Below are 21,846 nucleotides of genomic sequence, written 5' to 3'. Positions count from 1 at the left end.
AACCCTAATTGTTTGTCACAGCATTACGACATCAATTCACTTCACAAGGAACGCAGCAATTATCGCATGCACGACAACGGTGATGTATACGTCCTGCTTTTTCCAATGCGGCTTGTACACTATTAAAATTACCTAAAAAAGTGCGATCGCTTGGTAAAGGCATTTGAATACATCCCTCAGTATGCACGTAATATTCGCCATTCACTTGAGGGGTTTTATCTAGATAATAGTTTGGCATACGGTTCACCTTTCTTGGCTATCTGATACCACTTCTAAAGCTAGCCATATTTGAAAGAATTAAAGGTGATGAAGTTACCATTAACAATGATAGTTATGTGATTTGAGCTCCACAATCAAAAGTAACATGAATGTTACGACTCTTGGCGATTTGCTGGAATGCTTAGTTTAGTGGAGCGGTTAATTTAACAGTTCGTTATATTGCTATTACATTTATTGCAATAGATTTAGTTATAGTGCGTTAAAATATGGAGTTTTATGAAGTAACTCATATTAATTACTTCATAAAATAACACTGAAGACTAATGCGATTTCGCTTTTTGGCTGTTGGATTTGAATCCTTGATGAGGAAACGCATTTCTAATACGTTGCTGAATCTTCTTCGGTACTTGGTTTGAAAATACTAACTTCATTCCTGAGCGCAGCTGATACACTTTCAGTACACCACTGAAATTCTCATGTTCAATAATGTCGGTAAGATGTCGTTTAAATGTTGGTGGACAATGACCTTTAATGGAAAAAATCTTGTCGGTTTTAAATTTGACTTTCAACACTGGCCGATCTGCAACTAACCAAACGATAACAATGGCTGCAACAATGATAAGGTACCACATAGAACACCTCTAATCTGAGAGTAATTTACTTAAATCTTCCTTCAAACTGGTTACGGTACGGCTTGCTTTTTCGCTACGAGAAGCTTCACTCAGCAAATATTCTATTGCGTCAGATAATGTACAACCGAGATCATTCGCTCGTGCAGATAATTTTTCCCACACGCGATAATCTAGATCAATAGACTTCTTACGAGTATGAACTTGCTCTGCATTGAAGTGACGTTTTCTCTTGGCACGAATTGCTTGCTTGAGTTTATTGTCGAACTCGGGAGCCATGTGCTTATCAATCCACTCTAAGACCATGATGGGTTCATGTTCGATGGCTTTTAGTTGTGTAATCGCTAATTCAGATTCACTTGTATCAATGTATTTGGTAATCGCTTCACCCGCTTTCCATTTATTGATTAAGTATTGCCATTTCCATCCGCATTCAAGGTTCTCAAGTTGCTGATATTTCATTGTTTACAAGCCCGTATTCGTTGATGGTGACAGCGTAACCCATACTATTCATAGATTCAATTTAAAAGCAAAAAAAGTAGAGCGAGATCATGACTAAAATAACACTGACCAATTGGAGGTTACTTGGGTATCAATGTTTAATGATTGAGCGATTAAGCACTCTTTTGTTATGTAATCACTCACAGAGCATGACTTCGATTGGTATCAGATCTATTTTTCTATATAATTTAGCTCCTTTTCATCAGTAATACATTTCAATGACAAAAGAAATTTGGCGTTCAGTGACGCCTCAATATGATGCGTACAACAGCCAGATAGAGCAATATGCATCTTTGGAAGAAAATAACTTACTCGACGTGCAACCTCGCCTGTCTGTAACCCTTTCTCAGTTTATCGAAATGGATGGCTTTACTCGCCTACTGTTGATTAACGCTCCCGATAACTCAATCTATCGCCATCTTATTCAAGGCACCATACAACAGCGCGTGAATGAAGACACACCGGTTATCATTTCTGAATCTCTGAATATTGATACTCTATTTGGCCAAGTAAAAGCAGAGAACGGCCATGTGATTCATGAAGTATCAGGATTGCTAGATAAAGCCGATGGCGGTTATTTAATTGTTTCAGCAAATTTACTCATTGCTAACCCCGTGAGTTGGCCACTGCTTAAGGCGGCACTGTTAGGTGAAGAAACCTACCCGTTAAATTGCGACCCTAAATCCCCCATCCAGTCTTCCACGGCCAAACGTTATAACGTTAAATTAGTTGTTGTGGGAGACCGTAACCAACTTGGTGATGTGGATTATTTAGACCCAGATATTCACTCGGGTTTATGTCTATTTAGTGAAATCGAACTTGATCTAAAAATCAATGAACAGTCGATAGTTCAGTATCTAGGTTACCTTAAGTGGCTTTGCCAGCAATATGACATTCCACATTTTACCGCTGATGGCATTAAAGCATTACTGACAGCCGGTGCTCGTTATACTGAAGACCAACATTATGCCCCGCTGTGTTTATTGTGGCATCGCTCGATATTGAGTGAATGCAAGCGTAAATCACATGGTCAAACCATTACTGCAGTCCATGTTGAAGACGTCATTAAAGATCGCTATTACCGAGCTTCTTATTTACCAGAACGAGCAATGGATGACATTCTTGACGGGCAAGTCATCATTGAGACGCAAGGTGAACAAATCGGCCAGGTGAATGGGTTAACCGTGGTTGATGTGGCTGGGCATCCGCTATCTTATGGTGAACCGGCACGTATTTCCTGCGTTATTCACTTTGGTGATGGTGACATTGCTGATGTTGAACGTAAAGTCGATCTAGGTGGTAATCTACATGCTAAAGGCATGATGATAATGCAAGCATTCGTCAGTAGTGCCCTAAACTTAGATATGCCGCTGCCATTTTCAGCATCGGTGGTATTTGAACAGTCTTACAGTGAAGTCGACGGCGATAGTGCATCATTAGCAGAGTTATGCTCTTTAGTCAGTGCCCTATCAGAGACCCCTATCGATCAGCAAAAAGCAGTCACTGGTGCGGTCGACCAATTTGGGCGTGTACAAGCCGTAGGTGGACTGAATGAAAAAATCGAAGGGTTTTATCGAGTTTGCGAACACCAAGGATTTACTGGTCAACAAGGCGTTATTTTGCCAGCGAGCAACTTAAAGCATTTGGCATTGCACCCTACTGTGGTCGACAGTATTCGTTCTGGTCAATTTAATATTTGGCCGGTATCAACTGTTGATGATGTCATCCCACTTCTTTTAGGTGAACCATTTAGAAGTGATGAAAACTCGAGCATCTTAAATAAGATTGCCGAACGTATTGATAATTTTGAAAAACATGAACAGCCGAGTTCACTGATCGATCGCCTGAAAAATTGGCTATTTTCCCACTGATCGGAGTTGTTTGGCGTACAGGTGTTCACTAACATGCACCTATCAAATATTGGAGTAATTGATAATGCAGAATAAACGAGATTCTTACAACCGTGACGACCTACTAGCTTCTAGTCGTGGTGAACTTTTTGGCCCAGGTTACCCTCAATTGCCAGCGCCTAATATGCTGATGATGGACCGTGTGTCAAAAATGTCTGAGACTGAAGGTGAATATGGTAAAGGTCTTATCATTGCTGAACTCGATATCACTCCAGATCTTTGGTTCTTCGATTGCCACTTTCCAGGCGACCCAGTCATGCCGGGCTGTCTTGGTCTAGATGCAATGTGGCAGCTAGTTGGCTTTTTCCTTGGTTGGGTTGGCGGCAAAGGTAAAGGCCGTGCACTAGGTGTTGGTGAAGTAAAATTCACTGGTCAAATCCTACCGACTGCAAAAAAAGTCACTTACGAAATCAACATGAAACGTGTGGTTAACCGTAAACTGGTAATGGGCCTAGCTGATGGTCGCGTTTTAGTTGACGGTAAAGAAATTTACGTAGCAAAAGATCTGAAAGTGGGCTTGTTCCAAGACACTTCTGCATTTTAATCGCAGACAGAATAGAAAAAACGACCCGAGGGTCGTTTTTTTGTTCACAATAGCTTTAGTTATAGTGCATTAAAACTCATGCTATAAACGATATAGGTATAAATTTTAGCCATTAAAAAGCCCCTTGATACGGGGCTTAACGTTCCCAATTAAGGGATAACATAATTGAGCATATTGTGTGGGGAATTTACTTATAGAGACCCATTTGTTTGTCTTCCCTTGCGTCTCGCCAGCCCCCTAACCAATAGGAACGGGCATCAAGTTGTTGTGTATAGGGACATTCTTCTTGCGATCTGCCGTTTAGTCCAGCTTTGTATCCCTGAGATTGAGCTCTTTCCAGGCGATCACGCTTCTGTCTCTTCATATTCAAGTCCTCATACAGTTTAGCTTGTGTTTAAACATGACTAATATGTGGCGTTTTTATTACCACCCTGTAAGAATTGCTTAATTTTTGGACGATGACAAGACTAAAAAAAAGCACAAACCCAAATCTGTGAGTTTGTGCCCTTATTGACAAATTTTTATTTTCTACGACGGAACCCAAGGAATCCTAATAGAATCAAAGCCCCGTATCCAAAGGCACCACCACTACGTGAGGTACTATCGTCTGATTCACCACGTTCAGAGATGTCTGACGATGTTGCACCTGGAATTGGAACAAGCTTCACAGAAACGACACTTTCATCCTGTTTGCCATCACCACAAGTCGCGTCGTAATCTGTTGAGTCATACCCACCATCACACTTCAATGCGGTTGCCGAAATAACGCCAGCATCATTGATGTCAGAGGCATCAATAATACGATAAGCATTGTTTGCAGAAGAATACGTACCACCATTAGTCAGGTTGTCTAACCACCATGCTTGATTATTAAAGATGGCACGACGTGTTGACTCGGTACCAGTGCCGCTATATGGGTATATAAATGCACGTTTACGGCGAACTTTACCATCCTTTTCACGCACGTTTTCAGCATCAACCTGACCAACAATCTCGTTATAATCGTTGATCGCTTCTGCTTTACCACCAGCACCAGTAAAGAATATACCACCAGAGAAATACGTTGCTGATGGACTGGTTACATCAGAAACAACAAACATACGATTATTGGCTGCACCATTTTTCGGGTGGTCACCATCACGTTTTGCTTCACCAATTGCGATAAGGTTTTCGTTAATAGCAGTTAACTTACTGTTACTGTAGATGTAGTCATCACTGTCTTCTGATTCTGCGTTAGACACCACGGTAGTTGTCCAATTACTTGCCGTTTGCCAGCTTGTATCCGATGAGCCAGTGTAAGAAACCTTGAATACTGCGGCATTCATATAGTTCTCATCGTCATCGAAGGTGTTGTAACCCACGCCATAAATCGTACTAGTGTCTGTATCTACGTAAAAATCACGCATGCTGCCTTGAGCTAAGCGATCGTCTTCATCACGAACCCCACTTGGCCAGTTCAGTTGAACAGCGGTACCAGCGGCGTTCCACAATGCGGCTTTGGTGTAATAGTAATCACCATTATCAGTAGAAGAAAAGGTGCCAATACTGCCAGAGATAAAGTCGTTCGTCGCGTCGTATTTCCAAGCACGAACAGCATCACCACTAGGTGCAGTCAGCGATGTTGAGCCTGAATATAACTGAGAGACATCACTCCGAACATAACCACCGTCATCATCCGCATATGTAACTTCGCCAGCGGCTAGTTTGATACCTGTTGCATCACCATTACTGTCCACACTATTGATCACGGTATTATTAGTACCATCAGTGTCAACTAGCGTTGGCGAACCACTCTCTTCAAGGAAAGCAATAGCATTAGGTGTGGTATCACCACTTTTCTCATCATTCCATACGTCCCAGCGAACCTTCGCCCAACTTTCACAAGTAGCGTAAAGTAATTCGCTGTCACAGTAATCCTCAAATGCATCTTGGTCTTGAATGTAGATAAAGGCGTTATCCATTGCCCAAGGCGCTTCTTCTCGATAGCTAATACCATCCACCGCTTGACCAGCATTGATAGCAACAGAGCGAGTTTCACCAGCGAGAGCAAAATCCGATTCACATGTGCCGATCGTTGCTGAATCATCAAAACAGCCAAGTACTGGATCGCCAGAAAGGTTACCTTTTTGAATCGCAACACCAAATGCACTGGCATAACCACTATTAGGAGGCGTCACTTCAACAACTTCGTATAAAGCAGCAGATGCATTCGCTGATGCGAGCAGTACCGCTGCTGACACAACGGTTCTTTTAAATGTCTTTTGTTTCATAACTTCTTAATTAACTGTCCTGTTGCATTGCTTCGAGCTCTTCCCATCGCTCAAAAGCAATCTCAAGCTCCTGCTCTGTTGCAGCCAACTTGTCTAAAATGGGTTGGGTCTCATCGACAGGGCGAGCGAAAAATTCTGGATTATTCACTTGCTCCTGCAAAGAGCCTATTTCATTTTCTAATTGTTCTAATTTCTCTGGTAGAGCTTCCAACTCGCGCAGCAGTTTATAAGACAACTTCTTAGATTTCGGCTTAGATTGGGCATTTTTGGGAGATTCCTCAACCTCTTTTACCTTTTCTTTACGTTCATCACTTTGACGCGCCGCCTTAACCTGTGCACGTTGTTGCTGAGCATCGTGATAACCGCCAACGAATTCTTCAATCTGGCCATCACCTTCAAAGATCCAACTTGTGGTTACGGTATTATCAACAAATTCACGGTCGTGACTGACTAATAATAATGTACCCTGATAATTGGCAAGCAAATCTTCTAAAAGTTCCAATGTTTCGATATCTAAATCGTTAGTGGGTTCATCGAGTACCAATAAGTTGTTTTGTCTGAGGAAAATACGCGCGAGTAACAAACGGTTTTTCTCACCACCAGATAATGCTTTAACAGGTGTACGAGCGCGTTTAGGTGCAAACAAAAAGTCTTGTAAATAACTCAATGCATGGCGCTGACGACCACCAACCATGACTTCTTGCTTACCATCGGCCAAGTTATCAATGACCGATTTTTCAGGATCCAATACCTCACGATATTGATCGAAGTAAGCCACTTCGAGTTTTGTACCGCAATGGAGGCGGCCTGCATCAGGTTCTTTTTCACCGAGCAGCAGCTTCAATAAAGTACTTTTACCACATCCATTTGGACCAATCAGAGCAATTCGATCACCACGCATTACATTGAAAGTGAAATCATTAATGATATTCTTGCCTTCAATCGCATAGTTCAAATGTTCGGCTTCAAACACAATCTTGCCAGAACGGGCTGCATCATCAATTTGTAGATTGACCTTGCCCTGCACTTCACGGCGCTCACTGCGCTCTTCACGCAGTTTTTTAAGAGCTCTTACACGCCCTTCATTACGCGTACGCCGTGCTTTAATGCCTTGACGAATCCAGACTTCTTCTTGCGCAAGCTTTTTATCGAATTCCGCGTTCTGCATATCTTCAACACGCAAAGCTTCTTCTTTGGCAATTAAGTAATTCTCATAATCACCAGGAAATGAGCTTAATTGACCACGATCGAGATCTACAATACGGGTAGCCATCGATTTAATGAATGCACGGTCGTGCGAAATAAAGATAATAGAGCCACGGAAATCTTTTAGAAATCCCTCTAACCACTCGATAGTACTGACATCCAAGTGGTTGGTCGGTTCGTCTAGGAGTAACACGTCTGGATCACACACCAACGCTCGCGCTAATGCCGCCTTACGTTGCCATCCACCTGACAGCTCAGTCAATAAAGTGTGTGCGTCAAGGTTTAAGGCTCCTAACACGTTCTTGATTCTGTCATCAAAACGCCATGCACCAGAATGCTCAAGCTGTTCTTGAACCGTCGCCAGCTTCTTAATATTGGATTCAGAAGGATCTTCAGCCACTCGATCTAATAGATCGTTGTAGATCTTGAGTTGTTTACTGACTTCCGCTTGTCCAGCCGCCACGTAATCATAAACAGTGCCTTGCTCATCCCGAGGCGGATCTTGTTCCAAACGTGAAACCACCACGTCTTGTGTGACTGACATTTTGCCATCATCGAGCAAAATATCCCCAGATAACACTTTCATTAAAGTCGATTTACCCGCGCCATTACGGCCAACGAGACATACACGTTCATTTTCTTGCAGAGCAAAATCTGCGTTATCGAGTAATGGATGATCGCCAAACGCAAGCAGTCCATTATTGATGGTAATCAATGCCATTTCTATCTAACCATTGGATTAATTCGTTGAAATTAAACGGCCAATTCAGTTCATTCTCAGCGTATTGCAACACTGAAATAGTGACACCGTAACGAGCACTCAAATACTCATCGTCGGCAATATCAACTATCTTGACCAAATGGCTTACCCCAGCTTGTTGCAGCTGTTGGTAAGCCATTTCACATAAGTGGCAACCTATTGTGCTGAATAAGGTAATCACGAGTCTTACGCTTTATGTTTTACAATCCAGCAGTTGTGAATCTGTTTGTTACGCCCAAAATCCATCGGTAACGTTTGGCTTGAAATATTCGTTGCTTCAAGGCCAAGCTCAGCCAATCCATCAAGATCCATTTTAAAGTGGCGCTTATTATTTGAGAAAACGATGGTCCCATCAGGACGTAGTAAACGCTTTAGATGAGTGAAAACATTTAAATGATCGCGCTGGACATCAAATGTCTGTTCCATGCGTTTTGAATTAGAGAACGTCGGTGGATCGATAAAGATAAGATCATACTCACCTTTTGATTGCTCTAACCACTGCAGACAATCGGCTTGTTCATAACGGTGCTGACGGCCAACCTGACCATTAAGCTGCATATTATCTTTTGCCCAATTGAGATAGGTTTTAGACATATCTACCGTCGTTGTTGAACGAGCGCCCCCAACAGCAGCATGCACCGTCGCTGAGCCTGTGTAAGCAAATAAGTTAAGGAAGTCTTTACCTGATGCCATTTCGCCCAAACGGCGACGGGTCAGCTTATGATCAAGGAAAACACCGGTATCTAAATAATCATAAAGATTAACCAGCAGCTTAACCCCATACTCGTGCATCGTGAGCATTTCTGATTGTTGGCCAAGCTTTTGATATTGAGACGTCCCTTTTTTCTTCTCACGCACTTTTAACACGACATTGTTAGCATCCATATCCAGTACTTGGATAGCAGCACGAATAATATCGGTTAAACGACGTTTGGCTTTTTCTTCTGGAATGTCTTTTGGTGCGGCGTATTCTTGAATCACCAAATGGTCTAAGTAGATATCAATCGCAACGTTATATTCAGGTAAATCGGCGTCATAGATACGATAACAATCTAAACCTTCACGCTTAGCCCATTTACCGATTTTGTTAATGTTTTTCTTTAAACGGTTAGCAAAATCTGGTGCAACAAGGCTTGCTTGCGCCGTTGTTGTTGCATCACCTGCAGCACGTTGACTGATGGAATAGTTTTTTTGGTGACACGGTAACGCACCATTGTTCAATTTGAACTGTTTGTCTGCTCGCATACGCAGACAACTTAATAATTCGTCATCACTTGAAAATATAGACGCTTGGCAACCACCGAACTCAGATTTAAGCTGTGCGCCAAACGCCGTGTATAAGGCAATTAAGCCTGGATGCGTACCTAAACGTTCACCGTAAGGTGGGTTACAGACAATAACACCATTTTCAAACTCTTGTGGGCGAGTCAGTTTCGCCGCATCGCCTAAGCGAAATTCGATAAGCTCGTCGACACCAGCACGACGCGCATTCTCTTTCGCCGTTTCAAGGACTCGTGGGTCGTTATCGTAGCCGTAGAACTTAGCGTCAACTTTTTTGACACCTCGTCGAGCTTGAACATTGGCTTCCGATTTAATCTCAGCCCATAACTCGGGTTCGAAGTCTTCAAGTGCTTCAAAACCCCAACTCTGGCGTTTAACGCCCGGCGCCATATTCGCCGCTATCATCGCCGCTTCGATTAAAAGCGTACCAGAACCACACATAGGATCTAATAACGGTTTAGTGGTATCCCAACCACTACGAGAAACAATCGCAGCCGCTAGTGTTTCACGCAGTGGAGCACGACCCGATTTGGGACGATATCCACGTAAGTGCAGTCCACCGCCAACCATATCTATCCCTAAAATAGCTTTGTCACGGTGTAACCGTACGTGAATACGCAGATCAGCATCTTCTTTACTGATCGACGGACGCGGTAGGTTTTTCTTCGTAAAGCAATCAACAACCCCATCTTTCACTTTCATCGCGCCATATTGGCTATTACGAATTTCGCGGTTAGTACCATTGAAATCAACCACGAACTTTTTCGAGCTATGAAAATGATTGACCCAATTAACAGCTGTGGTCGCTAGATACAGATCCATATCATCTTGGCAGGTAAATTCCGACACAATACGCACAAAACGTGAAGCGAGACGACTCCATAAACAGCAACGATAAATCTGTTCATTCGATGCTTTAAATTTTACCCCTGCCTGAACAGGTTTTGCGTTAGAAATTCCTAGCTGGGTTAGTTCATCAACTAATAGGTTCTCAAGTCCGTTTGAGGTTACCGCCAAATACTGATTCATAGTGCTCTTAGACTGCTTAAAATGGTCTGTGATTATAACTGACATTGCGAACCATTCCTAAATGTAACTGGGTGATTTTCAAAAATTCTCACTCAATTGTTCAACACATCGCCAATTCATGTCCGTTTTCTAATGGGCTCATTCTTATTTTTATCATTCACCATTTATAAAGGCTTATAGCGATAGTGAGTATTTATTCACATTCAAATTGGTCTATACCAAGTAACAATATGCGCTGTAATTTAGTTACTTTTTGGCATAAAACAGGAATTTTAAGGCATCTATTGACTAAGAAGTGGAGAATAAATTGTCACATTTGCAGGAAATCCGACGTACGATTTTGCACAATCCTCACACAGATTGCAGAAAAAAGAGACATTTTGCAGAAGGGAAACAAAGCAGGAATCAGCTTATGAGGAATAAAGGACAAAAAAAAATCGGCGTAGCGCCGATTGGAAAATAAAACAAAGGAACGAAATGACTTAAGGAAATTAAAAAGGAAACACGATTGCCCTACTGGATTAACCGACTAGAGCAATGTCATGTGAAATCAATATCTCATTGGCACAGACCATTCTGTCATGCATCACTTTAATCACTTGACCAAAGCTCAATGATTTTGCCCCGTTCAGGCTAAACGCCTCTAAATCGACAACAGCACATAGACTAGCGCTATCACCAACATCGAGAACAATGAAATGTCCCTGGTTGTATTCATTAACCAAGCTCACAATATCCCCCATCTCAGGTTGATACCCTAGGCCTTGGTAATCAAAGAACCAGCTCTTAGGCTGCACAGGCTTATGGAAGCGCTTAGCTGCAACACAATATAAAGCGAGTTCTGCTTTGCGTGGTTCACTCAGTGGTAGATGCGCTATCTGCTCTTTATATGTCTGATAGTCTGATGCATCATCGACAGAGAATGGCTGAGATTCAAACGCACAATCCACTAAAAGTTTGCGGCTTAAATTGGTGCGAAACACCATCTCATCATCTAGATCGAGCATCAGATAACCATCACTATCTGAGTAGTACCAGCTCCATTTATCACTGGGTTTAAGCATTATGCCCTCTCTCTATTTCCATTATATTTTTAGAATTTAGGTAAACGCTTAATTACCTTTGCCAACGAATTGAGGTAATTTTATTAGTGACCAGAGAAAAAAAAAGAGGAAATGAATGTCTCATTTCCTCTGAAAGTCACCTTGTCACTTTTTATTAGTGATAGACAAGTGCTGTTATTATTCAGCTAATCTATAGGTTTTTAACGATGTCTCGTACTAAACCTGGACCTTTGTAAATAAAGCCACTGTATACTTGCACCAGTTTCGCCCCGGCAAGTAGTTTTTCTTTCGCTGAGACATAATCATCGATCCCGCCGACACCAATGATCGGGATCTCATCTCCTAACTCTTTATACAAGCATTTGATCACTTCTGTACTGCGTGCAGTCAATGGACGACCACTTAAACCGCCAGTCTCAGTACCAAATTTCATTCCATCGACCATACTGCGATCTAACGTTGTATTTGTCGCTATCACGCCATCAATGTTATTTTTTAACAAAGACTGGCAAATTTGGGATAATTCTTCATCACTCAAGTCTGGTGCGATCTTCAGTGCCAATGGAACATACTTATCGTATTGCTTCGCCAGTTCGGCTTGTTTTTGCTTTAATGCCGCAAGCAATTCATCTAACGCCTCACCATATTGCAGCGTACGTAGTCCTGGTGTGTTTGGCGAACTAATGTTGACTGCAATATAACCCGCGTGGTCATACACCTTATCCATACAAATTAGGTAGTCATCTACCCCATTTTCGATTGGCGTATCCTTGTTTTTACCGATGTTAATACCAATAACACCGTCATATTTCGCCTGCTTCACATTTTCAACGAGCGCATCAACACCATTATTGTTGAATCCCATGCGGTTGATGATCCCTTCCGCCGGTATAATGCGGAATAAGCGTGGTTTATCATTACCAGGCTGTGGACGAGGCGTGACTGTGCCAACTTCAACAAAACCGAAGCCCATAGCACCAAATGCTTCAATACATTCGCCATTTTTATCTAATCCAGCAGCAAGACCAACTGGGTTTTTGAACGTCAACCCCATGCACTCTACTGGTCGGTTAGGAAGAGTTTGACGGTAGAAAAGATCGAGAGGAGTACCGTTAAAACGTTTGAAATTCTGAATGGCAAGTTCGTGTGCCTTTTCAGCATCCAATTTGAAAAAGCCAGATCTGGCTAAGCGGTAGAGCATTGTGCCTCCGAAAGAAAAAAGCCCCGAGTAAACGGGGCGTTATTATTGACGTATTTGCAATACAATTCAATTATTATTCGGCAGCTTGACAGTTTAAGTTGAGCAACATCAACTCTCTAAGTGCAACAGAGAACTTAGCAAACTCATGCACAGTACCCACTTTGAACTCATTGAGGATGTTTTCCCAACGTTGCAACGATACCTCATTCGCGGCTATCCACCCATCTAAAGCGGCCATCACATCCAGCTCCTCTGGAGAACATTGGCAAACTAACACTTGAGCAGTTAACTGGCGTTGCTGCCAATCGAGATCTTCTCTAAAAGCAGCTCTAGCAAGTGCCTGCCAGTTATTATCCACCGCTTGACTGTTGATCTGATTTAAGAACCAGTGCAGTGACAGTCTATCGCCCAATGTAAAGTACACATGCGCCGTTTTTTGTACTGTTTGCCCTCTTTCTTTTGCAACACTTGAAATATCCAACGCTGAATACAAGCTCGATAACCGAGCCACATAATTAGCGGTTTCGCTATCAACCCCCTGCTCAACCCAACGCTGTGCCATACGGTTGTGCTCTGCCACTTCTGACTCAACAATAAACTGATCCAGTGAAGAAATGACAATTTGAACATCGCCACGGAAACGATCAATCAATGTTTGTACCGATTGCTTACCCTGACGATTACGCAAAAACCACCGAGTTAAACGGCGTAAAGTTCGGCGCACAACGAAGAACACATCATATTGCGCCTTGGACGTGGCAATATTATCCAACTGACGAATTTTGCTTAACACCGTTGGAAAACTAAAGATATCTCGCGCTGCAGCATACGCATTCGCAATATCAATCACATTAGAGCCAGTTTCATCCTGAAGACGTGTCACGAAATTACAGCCCATTTCATTCACCATCTGATTGGCTAATGCAGTCGCAATGATTTCCACACGCAATGGATGAGTTGGCATTTGTGATGAATAGTGACGGCGTAACTCCGTTGGGAAGTATTGCACTAACTGCTTGGCATGGTACTCATCGTCGGCTATTCCTTCACAAGCAAGCTGCTCTTTTAACAGCATTTTACTGTATGCAATGAGAACGGAAACTTCAGGTCGAGTTAACCCCTGTCCCTGCTTTTCTCGTTCTAGTAATGTCTCGTCATCGGGGATGTATTCTAGAGCACGATCCAAATAACCGGATTTCTCCATGGTATGAATAAAGCGCATTTGCTCTTTCATCACCGAGACACCCTGATGTTCAGTAATCGAAATAGATTCAGACTGGCAGTATGCGTCTTCGAGCACGATCTCTCCGACTTCTTGCTCCATTTTTTCTAAAGTTTGGTTACGCTGCTTCACCGTGAGATCGCCGTTAGCCACCAGCGAATTCAAGAAGATTTTAATGTTCACTTCATTATCAGAACAATCAACGCCACCCACGTTATCGACAAAGTCCGTGTTAACACGTCCGCCATTCAGCGCATATTCAATACGTCCTTTCTGTGTCATACCAAGGTTACCGCCTTCACCAACCACTTTAGCGCGTAACTCTCGGCCATCGATACGTAACGCATCATTAGCGCGATCACCGACATCAGTATGAGTTTCACTGGAAGACTTCACATAAGTTCCGATCCCACCATTCCACAGTAGATCCACTTCCATGCGTAAAATCGCTTTAATCAGATCGTTTGGCGCTAATGATGCTTTCTTTATCCCTAACATTTTTTGAATTTCTGGAGACAAAGGAATCGATTTTGCTTTGCGCGAGAAGATTCCGCCGCCTTTCGAGATCAAAGACTGATCATAATCTTCCCAGCTGGATCGTGGCAGATTAAATAGACGATCCCGTTCTTGCCAACTCGCTGCAGCATCAGGATTGGGATCAATAAAGATATTGATATGGTTAAACGCTGCTTGCAATTGAGTATGTTTCGAAAGCAACATCCCATTACCAAACACGTCGCCCGCCATATCACCCACACCAATGGCAGTAAAATCTGTCGTTTGACAATCAATACCCATTTCACGGAAATGCCGTTTTACCGACTCCCATCCCCCTTTTGCGGTAATCCCCATAGCCTTATGGTCATAACCATTAGAACCACCAGAGGCAAAGGCATCCCCGAGCCAGAAGTTATATTCTTGAGAGACAGAATTGGCCAAATCAGAGAACGTTGCCGTGCCTTTATCAGCAGCTACAACCAAATAAGGATCATCTTCATCATGGCGCACCACATTTTTCGGTGGTACGATTTCACCTTCAACAATGTTATCTGACACGTCCAATAAAGCGCGGATAAAACGTTTATAGCAACGTTGCCCTTCAGCAAAGATGTCATCTCGGCTAGTCAGCAATGGTTGCTTCTTACACACAAAGCCGCCTTTCGCACCAACAGGAACAATCACTGTATTTTTAACTTGTTGTGCTTTGACTAGTCCTAGAATTTCAGTACGGAAATCTTCTTGGCGATCAGACCAACGTAATCCGCCCCGTGCCACTTTACCACCGCGCAGGTGAACCCCTTCCATATCAGGTGCATAGACAAAAATCTCAAAGGCAGGAACCGGTGCTGGTATTTCAGGAATCGCTCTTGGCTCCATTTTCAGGGCAAGCCAAGGTTTAACTGCGCCCAATTCATCAGTTTGGTAATAGTTGGTACGCAATGTGGCTAAAATCATCTCCATATAACGGCGGATGATCCTATCATCATCTAAACTCTCTACGTGTTCGAGCTGATCGGTTATCTGTTTGATCAAATCTTGCTGACCTTTATTTGCTCCTTTGTATTTTGGATCAAAACGGCGCACAAATAACGCCACTAGGGTTTTCGCAAGATCCGGATAATGATTTAGAGTCTCTTCGATATAGTGCTGACTAAACGGAAACCCCACTTGGCGCATATATCGTGCATATGATCGTAAAATAGAAACTTCACGCCCAGTGAGCGCAGCATCTAACACTAAACGGTTGAAACCATCACTCTCTAATTCCCCAGCCCAAATCTGAGCAAAAGCATGTTGAAAACGATCACGCGCTTCACGTAAATCAACATCCTTATCGCTTTTATGCAGCATTGAGAAATCGAGAATCCAATACGTTTGGAGATTCGTTTTAACCACTTCATAAGGCGATTCACCGATGACTCGTAGCCCTAAATTTTCCAACATCGGCATGACATCAGATAGATGGATAGGTTCTGCACGGTGATACAGTTTTAATCGTACTGCTTTAGAGTTGCTGCGCTCTTCTTGAGGTCGGTAAAACAACATCCCCAATTTGTGATTCTCGTTAAGTTCTTCAAGCCGCTCGATGTCAGCAACCGCTGAGCCTGGCATCACATCTTCTTTATATGACCGTGGGAAAGCCCGCATATATTCTTTTGAGAGTGGCAACCCAGTACTTTCACCAAAATTGGCAATGATGGCTTCAGAGAGACGATCATCCCAAGTGGTCGATGCTTCCATCAAGTTCTGCTCTATTTTATTGATATTCACTTCCATATTATTGTCGTCAACCCTCACGATATAGTGGGTTCTAGCCAGTGGGCTTTCTGAAAAGTAAGTGGTAAATTCCACCTCTTGCTGACAACCAAAATAGCGTTTAAAGATCCGTTGAGTTTGACGTCGAAGTTCGGTGTTATAACGATCTTTTGATACGTAAACCATGCAGCTAAAGAAACGTCCGAAAGGATCACGCCGGACAAACAGGCGTAATAGATCCCGATCTTGCATCTGCACCACGCCCATACCAACTTCCAGTAATTCTTCTTCAGAGGATTGAAGCAGTTCATCGCGTGGATAGTTTTCTAAAATATTATGGAGCGCTTTATGAGCATACGATCCTAAGCGATATCGGCTGGCTTCAATGATCCGCTGCACTTTTTCACAAATTAGAGGAATGCTTTCTACACTTTGATTATAGACAGCAGACGTGTACAAGCCCGTAAACCGATGCTCACCCACGACTTTGCCATTCTTATCAAACTTTTTAATCCCAATGTAATCGGTATAGGCCGGACGATGGATCTTAGACTGCTTATTACCTTTGGTCACAATCAGTAAATACGGTTTTTGTGCTTCCAAACGGGCAGAATCGGAAAATTCGGTGAGTTTAATACGGCGAGCTTTTTCTGGTTGAGAAAACAATCCTAATCCTTGCTCCTTGGTAGGTACGAGCTCTGTCTCACCATTATTTTCGACCAGATCGAATTCCTTATAGCCCATAAAAGTAAAATTATGATCGCCAAGCCAGCGCAGGAATTCTATTGTTTCGGCGAAACGATCGTCTTCGATCGGAATCTGTTTACGATCCGCTTCTAGTTGATCCACCACCTGAGAGAGCTTGCTCACCATTGGCTGCCAATCATTAACAACAAGTTTGGTATCGCCAAGCATGGAGAGTAATTCGTTTTTTAACTCATCCATTTCTTCTTGGGTATTAAGGCGGTCAACTTCAATATGAAACAGTGAATGCCAATTTCCCTTGCTCTGATTAATGCTGGTTATCGTGCCCCGTTTGTTACGCGCAATTTGCGTTGGTCCATTCAGCATCAAGTGCGAGGTTAAATCTAACCGGCTTAATGCCATTTTTATTGAATCCACTAAAAACGGGCTATCAGGTACCACAATTTCAACAATGGTATGAGTGGATTGCCACCCTTGACGGCTTACTGTTGGATTAAATACCCTAACCGACTGTTCATCTGCGGATTTTTCACTAATATGGTGCCATAAACTCACAATGGCTCCGTAGAGATCTGACTCATTCCGTGAGACTAAATCATCCTGAGAGATGTTACTGAAAAGATGTTGGGCTAGTTGAGTAACTAAAGGCTGCTGAGCAAGTTCTAATCGATCTTGAATCAATTGATAGACTTTTTCGAGTAGAACCGGCATCAAAGTTTCACGAGCGGTCATAGGCAACTCCAAGATTAACATGACATTTCGCTATTAATATGATGTAAGCATAGTGCTTACATTGGATAATGCCTGCTAATTGTAAAGAGATTATTTACCTTTTATTTACTGCACGTTAACACTTTTGAATACGCTAACAGAGGAAATGTTTAAAATTGTGCGTTAGATTGACTTTACACTTATATAATCTGAGGGATTAGTACGGTTAAACAGATAAAACGGTTGTGTCCGGTTTCATCTACCTCTTTATATTGAGATTATAATTTATCTAGTTGTTTGAATTTATTATGACTATCGGTGGTTAAGCGAAACCGACCTCGAATTCCCAGTTGGCTTAAATGCGGACGAAAACGCGCTGCGGGTAATTGTAGTCGCAGCCCATTATCCGTCACGACCATCACCGTGGCTGCCGCTCCAGAGTAATACTCAAAAAAGCGTTGATAAGAGATGTTAAGCGAAAAATAATATTGATTCATAACAATAAAAAAGTGGCACCCTAGGTGCCACTCATTTTACGGATAAAAGGCTTAGCCTTCTAATGCTTTAGTCACTTTTTCATACAAGTCATTCGCTAGGTTGTCTAAACCTTTGAGTGTTTCAAGCTCTTTTTTAATCAATGCTTGACGCTCTTCATCATAACGACGGAATTTAAGTAATGGGTCGATAAGACGTGATGCAACTTGTGGATTACTGCTGTTTAATTCACGAAGAATTTCACCAGCAAAGCGATACCCTTCACCCGATTTCGCATGGAAGTTCACTGCGTTATTGGCAAAGAAACTCCCCACTAAACTGCGTGTACGGTTCGGGTTTTTCAAACTAAACGCTTCATGGTTCATCGTTGCTTTGATATTGGCTAATGCATCCGATGCTGGATTTGTACCCTGCAAAATAAACCACTTATCCATAACTAAGCCATCGTGTTTCCACTTATTGCTGTAGTCTTCCATGATAGAAGCACGGCATGCGAGTTGAGCAGAGTTTGCTGCCGACATCGCTGCCATCGTATCTGTCATGTTATTTGCACTGTCGTATTGCGCTTTCACTAAAGCTTCGCCTTGATCAGTTAACGCTAAGTAACTCAAACATACATTACGTAATGCTCGTTTACCGATCGCAGCGTGCTCGATAGTGTATTCTGTTTGTTTCAGCGTATGGTAAGTCGCACCAAATTCATCAGCTAAATTATCAGCCAACTGTTGCTTGATCGCTTTTAGAACAGTAGCAATGGCATCAACATCAACAGTTTTATACCAACCAGACACTTCGTTGTGATTAGGTAGTGATAACATTTCAGCAATAAATGCCGGTTCCAGTTCATCACTGAGTAATACCCCGCGGAATGCATCAATAACGGCTTCCGGTAATTCAACTGCTTTACCGTTTTGTACCTGTTCAACGTTACTGCGGATGTATTTTGCTAATAGCATCTGCCCTGCATCCCAACGTGCAAACTCATTTCGAGAATGAACCATTAGGAATGTAAGTTCGTCATCTTGGTAATCGTAAACCAATTTTACCGGTGCTGAAAATTCGCGAAGTAATGACGGAATTGGCTGCTCAGCCACGTTCTCAAACACAAACGTCTGTTTTGCTTCTTTCACATCCAAGACATGATGAACGGGCTTTCCATTACACTGTAACTCAATCACTTGACCATCTTTTGCGTACAATTCTATGTCGAAAGGAATGTGCAGTGGTTGTTTTTCTTTTTGATCTTGGGTTGGTTCGGTTACCTGCTCTACGGTTAACGCATACGTTTTAGCTTGCGCGTCATAGTCACTTGAAACAGTGACGGTTGGCGTACCCGATTGGCTATACCATAGACGGAACTGTTTAAGATCAATGCCGGAAGCGTCTTCCATTGCAGAAACAAAATCTTCGCATGTTGCTGCAGTACCATCATGGCGTTCAAAGTATAACTTCATGCCTTTTTGGAACCCCTCTTCACCCAGAAGAGTGTGCATCATACGAATAACTTCACTACCTTTTTCATACACGGTTACCGTGTAGAAGTTGTTCATCTCAATCACTTGTTCTGGACGAATTGGATGAGACATTGGGCTCGCATCTTCAGCAAATTGAGGGCCGCGAATAATACGTACATTATTAATACGGTTGACTGCGCGAGAACCTAAATCTGATGAAAATTCTTGATCACGGAAAACGGTTAAACCTTCTTTCAAACTCAACTGGAACCAATCGCGACAAGTCACGCGGTTACCTGTCCAGTTGTGGAAATATTCATGCCCGATAACAGATTCAATACCTAAGTAATCTGTATCAGTCGCCGTTTGATTGTTAGCAAGCACATATTTAGAGTTAAAGACGTTCAAGCCTTTGTTTTCCATTGCGCCCATGTTAAAGAAATCAACGGCCACAACCATATAAATATCCAGGTCGTACTCTAGATCAAAACGTTCTTCATCCCATTTCATAGCATTAATAAGTGATACCATGGCATGGTTTGCGCGATCTAAGTTACCTTTATCAACAAAGATTTCCAGCGCGACTTTGCGTCCAGATTGAGTTTGATATTCATCACGACGAACATCAAAGTCACCCGCAACTAAAGCGAACAAATACGAGGGTTTTGGATGAGGATCTTGCCATTTCACCCAATGACGACCATTGTCAGTCATCCCTTCTTCAATACGGTTACCATTACTCAATAGGAATGGGTATTGCTGTTTATCCGCAATAACCGTTGTCGTGTATTTGGCTAATACGTCCGGACGATCTAAGTAATAAGTGATACGACGGAACCCTTCCGCTTCACACTGAGTACAGAAAGCGCCACCGGATTTATACAAACCTTCCAGTGCCGTATTCGCTTCCGGATTAATCAAGGTGACAATCGTTAGTTCACATTCCGCAGGTAAGTCACGGATTTCCAATCCTGCATCAAGTTCGGTGTATTCATGCCAATCAGCACCATCAACTTTAACCGCTTCGAGCTTTAACCCTTCACCGTCTAAGTTTAGTGTGGTTTCATTCCCTAACTGTTTAACGTAAGAGACAGCAGTAACTGTTGTCGCTGTATCGTGCAGATCAAAAGTCAGTTCGATATCAGTGATAGTATGGGAAGGCTGTTTATAATCTTTTCTATGTTTGGCTTGTGGAGTTTGAGCCATTGCCGTAATCCTTTTGACGTAATGTATATGTGACTGCAAATACCAAAATTTACGTTGAATAATTTCCGCCGTAATCTTTAGTATCGCCCAGATAACGCCAAGTCGCTGAATTCAAAATTCTCATACCGAGTAGAATTCAAAAAATAATAACATCAGGAAAAATAGTCCTTTTGATGTTATCTGGGTCTTATCAGATCTTAGGCTTGTTGGGATGAATAACAACCCCTAGAAATGAAAAAACGAGGAATTTAGAGCAATTACCTCGTGTTAAGTGTTTAAATAATCAGCATTTAAGTGATGGGTAATGGATAAAATACGCAACTTACTTTTATGCAACTCAAAATTTCTATTTCACCCTATCCAATACCGCAAGCATCGCACCGTCTTCTACTTTCAAAGTGAGTTTATTATCCTTAAGCGAAAATGTTGTATCATGCTCACCTTTTTCATACATCAAGACCAAATGGTCTTGCTCTGTGTAGTAAACACCTTGATGTACTTTCTGTTCACCCTTTGCGTCAGTCGCTCTAAATAGGAACACAAAGTCAGGTTGCAGTAATAAATCAACATGTGTTACAGCGTCACTCATATTGTTATCATCACTGCTGACACTCTCACTACTCCACATTCCTGCTAATGCATTAGGTAACCCCTTAGTGAAATATAGCCCATTCATATAGAGCATATTGTGGTTCCCTTTATATTCATAAATATGTGGAGAATCATTACCCAAATCCATGGCTAACGTATGGTCTGTTGCTGAATACAGACCTTCCCAATGGTCAATATCATAATCTTTTTTCTGGATATCGATGGTAAATTGATAGTTTGAATGAAAACTCATTTTAATGGCGAGAAAACCGTCTTGGGACTTTTCTGGTTCTGGGTTAACAAAATACCAATCGCCGAGCAGTAACGGTTGGTCAAACTGAGTCAAATCATGGGATTTGTTCTCATGACTTATCGCGTATGGAGCCACCAGCAGAGCAACACTGGCTAATAGTTTATGCATCCACTTCATCATTGTTACTCTCCTATCTCAGCTTATTCATTAAGCGTAGGAAAGAAACAAGCTAGATTGCTCACATGATACCAATCATTAATCGTATTAAGTCACAACCTGTAGTGTAACCATAATGAAAAAAGCGGGCTTATAAGCCCGCTTTATCTTTTTTTGCTTCGA

At 42.2% G+C, this 21,846-nt stretch carries 16 protein-coding genes; 2 read left to right on the top strand and 14 right to left on the bottom strand.

The window, feature by feature from the left end; translation table 11 throughout:
• Nucleotides 1-31: 31 nt before the first annotated feature.
• The 3 genes from I1A42_RS07875 to matP form a co-directional block, all read right to left on the bottom strand.
• The gene (locus I1A42_RS07875) at nt 32-238 is read right to left on the bottom strand and encodes a hypothetical protein (RefSeq protein WP_161154554.1); all 207 of its coding nucleotides are present in this window, start codon (nt 236-238) and stop codon (nt 32-34) included.
• A gap of 301 nt (nt 239-539) precedes the next feature.
• Nucleotides 540-851, bottom strand: a complete 312-nt coding sequence (locus I1A42_RS07870; protein ID WP_161154555.1) for a DUF3634 family protein — start codon at nt 849-851, stop codon at nt 540-542.
• Nucleotides 852-860: 9 nt separating this feature from the next.
• Nucleotides 861-1,310, bottom strand: coding sequence for a macrodomain Ter protein MatP (gene matP / locus I1A42_RS07865; protein ID WP_161154556.1), 450 nt, complete (start codon nt 1,308-1,310; stop codon nt 861-863).
• Between the two features lie 257 nt (nt 1,311-1,567).
• On the opposite strand from matP, the gene I1A42_RS07860 reads away from it, so the two are divergent.
• Nucleotides 1,568-3,220, top strand: a complete 1,653-nt coding sequence (locus I1A42_RS07860; protein WP_196123138.1) for a S16 family serine protease — start codon at nt 1,568-1,570, stop codon at nt 3,218-3,220.
• A gap of 64 nt (nt 3,221-3,284) precedes the next feature.
• Nucleotides 3,285-3,803, top strand: a complete 519-nt coding sequence (gene fabA, locus I1A42_RS07855) for a bifunctional 3-hydroxydecanoyl-ACP dehydratase/trans-2-decenoyl-ACP isomerase (protein WP_161154558.1) — start codon at nt 3,285-3,287, stop codon at nt 3,801-3,803.
• Between the two features lie 187 nt (nt 3,804-3,990).
• On the opposite strand, the gene rmf is transcribed toward fabA, so the two are convergent.
• From rmf to I1A42_RS07800, 11 genes are all read right to left on the bottom strand, one after another.
• Nucleotides 3,991-4,167 carry a ribosome modulation factor gene (gene rmf / locus I1A42_RS07850; RefSeq protein WP_161154559.1) on the bottom strand — a complete coding sequence of 59 codons (177 nt, stop codon included), beginning with the start codon at nt 4,165-4,167 and terminating at the stop codon, nt 3,991-3,993.
• 157 nt (nt 4,168-4,324) lie between these two features.
• Complete coding sequence (locus I1A42_RS07845; protein WP_196123137.1) at nt 4,325-6,073, bottom strand: DUF3466 family protein; 1,749 nt, start codon at nt 6,071-6,073, stop codon at nt 4,325-4,327.
• A 10-nt stretch (nt 6,074-6,083) separates the two neighbouring features.
• Nucleotides 6,084-8,000, bottom strand: a complete 1,917-nt coding sequence (locus I1A42_RS07840) for an ABC transporter ATP-binding protein (RefSeq protein WP_196123136.1) — start codon at nt 7,998-8,000, stop codon at nt 6,084-6,086.
• On the bottom strand, nt 7,978-8,220 hold the full coding sequence (locus tag I1A42_RS07835; RefSeq protein WP_196123135.1) for a glutaredoxin family protein: 243 nt from the start codon (nt 8,218-8,220) through the stop codon (nt 7,978-7,980). Before I1A42_RS07835 ends, I1A42_RS07840 begins: the two co-directional genes overlap by 23 nt.
• 5 nt (nt 8,221-8,225) lie before the next feature.
• Complete coding sequence (gene rlmKL / locus I1A42_RS07830) at nt 8,226-10,349, bottom strand: bifunctional 23S rRNA (guanine(2069)-N(7))-methyltransferase RlmK/23S rRNA (guanine(2445)-N(2))-methyltransferase RlmL (protein WP_196123796.1); 2,124 nt, start codon at nt 10,347-10,349, stop codon at nt 8,226-8,228.
• A gap of 521 nt (nt 10,350-10,870) precedes the next feature.
• Nucleotides 10,871-11,413, bottom strand: a complete 543-nt coding sequence (locus I1A42_RS07825; RefSeq protein ID WP_196123134.1) for a cell division protein ZapC — start codon at nt 11,411-11,413, stop codon at nt 10,871-10,873.
• Between the two features lie 190 nt (nt 11,414-11,603).
• On the bottom strand, nt 11,604-12,614 hold the full coding sequence (gene pyrD, locus I1A42_RS07820; RefSeq protein WP_161154564.1) for a quinone-dependent dihydroorotate dehydrogenase: 1,011 nt from the start codon (nt 12,612-12,614) through the stop codon (nt 11,604-11,606).
• A 73-nt stretch (nt 12,615-12,687) separates the two neighbouring features.
• A complete protein-coding gene (locus I1A42_RS07815) occupies nt 12,688-17,529 on the bottom strand; it encodes an NAD-glutamate dehydrogenase (RefSeq protein WP_196123133.1) in 4,842 nt (1,613 codons plus the stop codon).
• A 257-nt stretch (nt 17,530-17,786) separates the two neighbouring features.
• Nucleotides 17,787-18,005, bottom strand: a complete 219-nt coding sequence (locus I1A42_RS07810) for a DUF2835 domain-containing protein (protein WP_196123132.1) — start codon at nt 18,003-18,005, stop codon at nt 17,787-17,789.
• A 51-nt stretch (nt 18,006-18,056) separates the two neighbouring features.
• Nucleotides 18,057-20,663, bottom strand: a complete 2,607-nt coding sequence (gene pepN, locus I1A42_RS07805; protein WP_196123131.1) for an aminopeptidase N — start codon at nt 20,661-20,663, stop codon at nt 18,057-18,059.
• A 346-nt stretch (nt 20,664-21,009) separates the two neighbouring features.
• A complete protein-coding gene (locus I1A42_RS07800; RefSeq protein ID WP_196123795.1) occupies nt 21,010-21,684 on the bottom strand; it encodes a hypothetical protein in 675 nt (224 codons plus the stop codon).
• Nucleotides 21,685-21,846 lie beyond the last annotated feature (162 nt).

Origin of the sequence: Vibrio nitrifigilis (assembly GCF_015686695.1) — a bacterium.
GTDB classification, from domain to species: Bacteria; Pseudomonadota; Gammaproteobacteria; order Enterobacterales; family Vibrionaceae; genus Vibrio; species Vibrio nitrifigilis.
This window is presented reverse-complemented; position numbering and strand designations above follow the sequence as displayed.

What these genes read in the sequence shown, in the direction of transcription:
- I1A42_RS07875 (WP_161154554.1), bottom strand. Translation starts at nt 238, where the DNA reads ATGCCAAACTATTATCTAGATAAAACCCCTCAAGTGAATGGCGAATAT.
- I1A42_RS07870 (WP_161154555.1), bottom strand. Translation starts at nt 851, where the DNA reads ATGTGGTACCTTATCATTGTTGCAGCCATTGTTATCGTTTGGTTAGTT.
- matP (WP_161154556.1), bottom strand. Translation starts at nt 1,310, where the DNA reads ATGAAATATCAGCAACTTGAGAACCTTGAATGCGGATGGAAATGGCAA.
- I1A42_RS07860 (WP_196123138.1), top strand. Translation starts at nt 1,568, where the DNA reads ATGACAAAAGAAATTTGGCGTTCAGTGACGCCTCAATATGATGCGTAC.
- fabA (WP_161154558.1), top strand. Translation starts at nt 3,285, where the DNA reads ATGCAGAATAAACGAGATTCTTACAACCGTGACGACCTACTAGCTTCT.
- rmf (WP_161154559.1), bottom strand. Translation starts at nt 4,167, where the DNA reads ATGAAGAGACAGAAGCGTGATCGCCTGGAAAGAGCTCAATCTCAGGGA.
- I1A42_RS07845 (WP_196123137.1), bottom strand. Translation starts at nt 6,073, where the DNA reads ATGAAACAAAAGACATTTAAAAGAACCGTTGTGTCAGCAGCGGTACTG.
- I1A42_RS07840 (WP_196123136.1), bottom strand. Translation starts at nt 8,000, where the DNA reads ATGGCATTGATTACCATCAATAATGGACTGCTTGCGTTTGGCGATCAT.
- rlmKL (WP_196123796.1), bottom strand. Translation starts at nt 10,349, where the DNA reads ATGAATCAGTATTTGGCGGTAACCTCAAACGGACTTGAGAACCTATTA.
- I1A42_RS07825 (WP_196123134.1), bottom strand. Translation starts at nt 11,413, where the DNA reads ATGCTTAAACCCAGTGATAAATGGAGCTGGTACTACTCAGATAGTGAT.
- pyrD (WP_161154564.1), bottom strand. Translation starts at nt 12,614, where the DNA reads ATGCTCTACCGCTTAGCCAGATCTGGCTTTTTCAAATTGGATGCTGAA.
- I1A42_RS07815 (WP_196123133.1), bottom strand. Translation starts at nt 17,529, where the DNA reads ATGACCGCTCGTGAAACTTTGATGCCGGTTCTACTCGAAAAAGTCTAT.
- I1A42_RS07810 (WP_196123132.1), bottom strand. Translation starts at nt 18,005, where the DNA reads ATGAATCAATATTATTTTTCGCTTAACATCTCTTATCAACGCTTTTTT.
- pepN (WP_196123131.1), bottom strand. Translation starts at nt 20,663, where the DNA reads ATGGCTCAAACTCCACAAGCCAAACATAGAAAAGATTATAAACAGCCT.
- I1A42_RS07800 (WP_196123795.1), bottom strand. Translation starts at nt 21,684, where the DNA reads ATGAAGTGGATGCATAAACTATTAGCCAGTGTTGCTCTGCTGGTGGCT.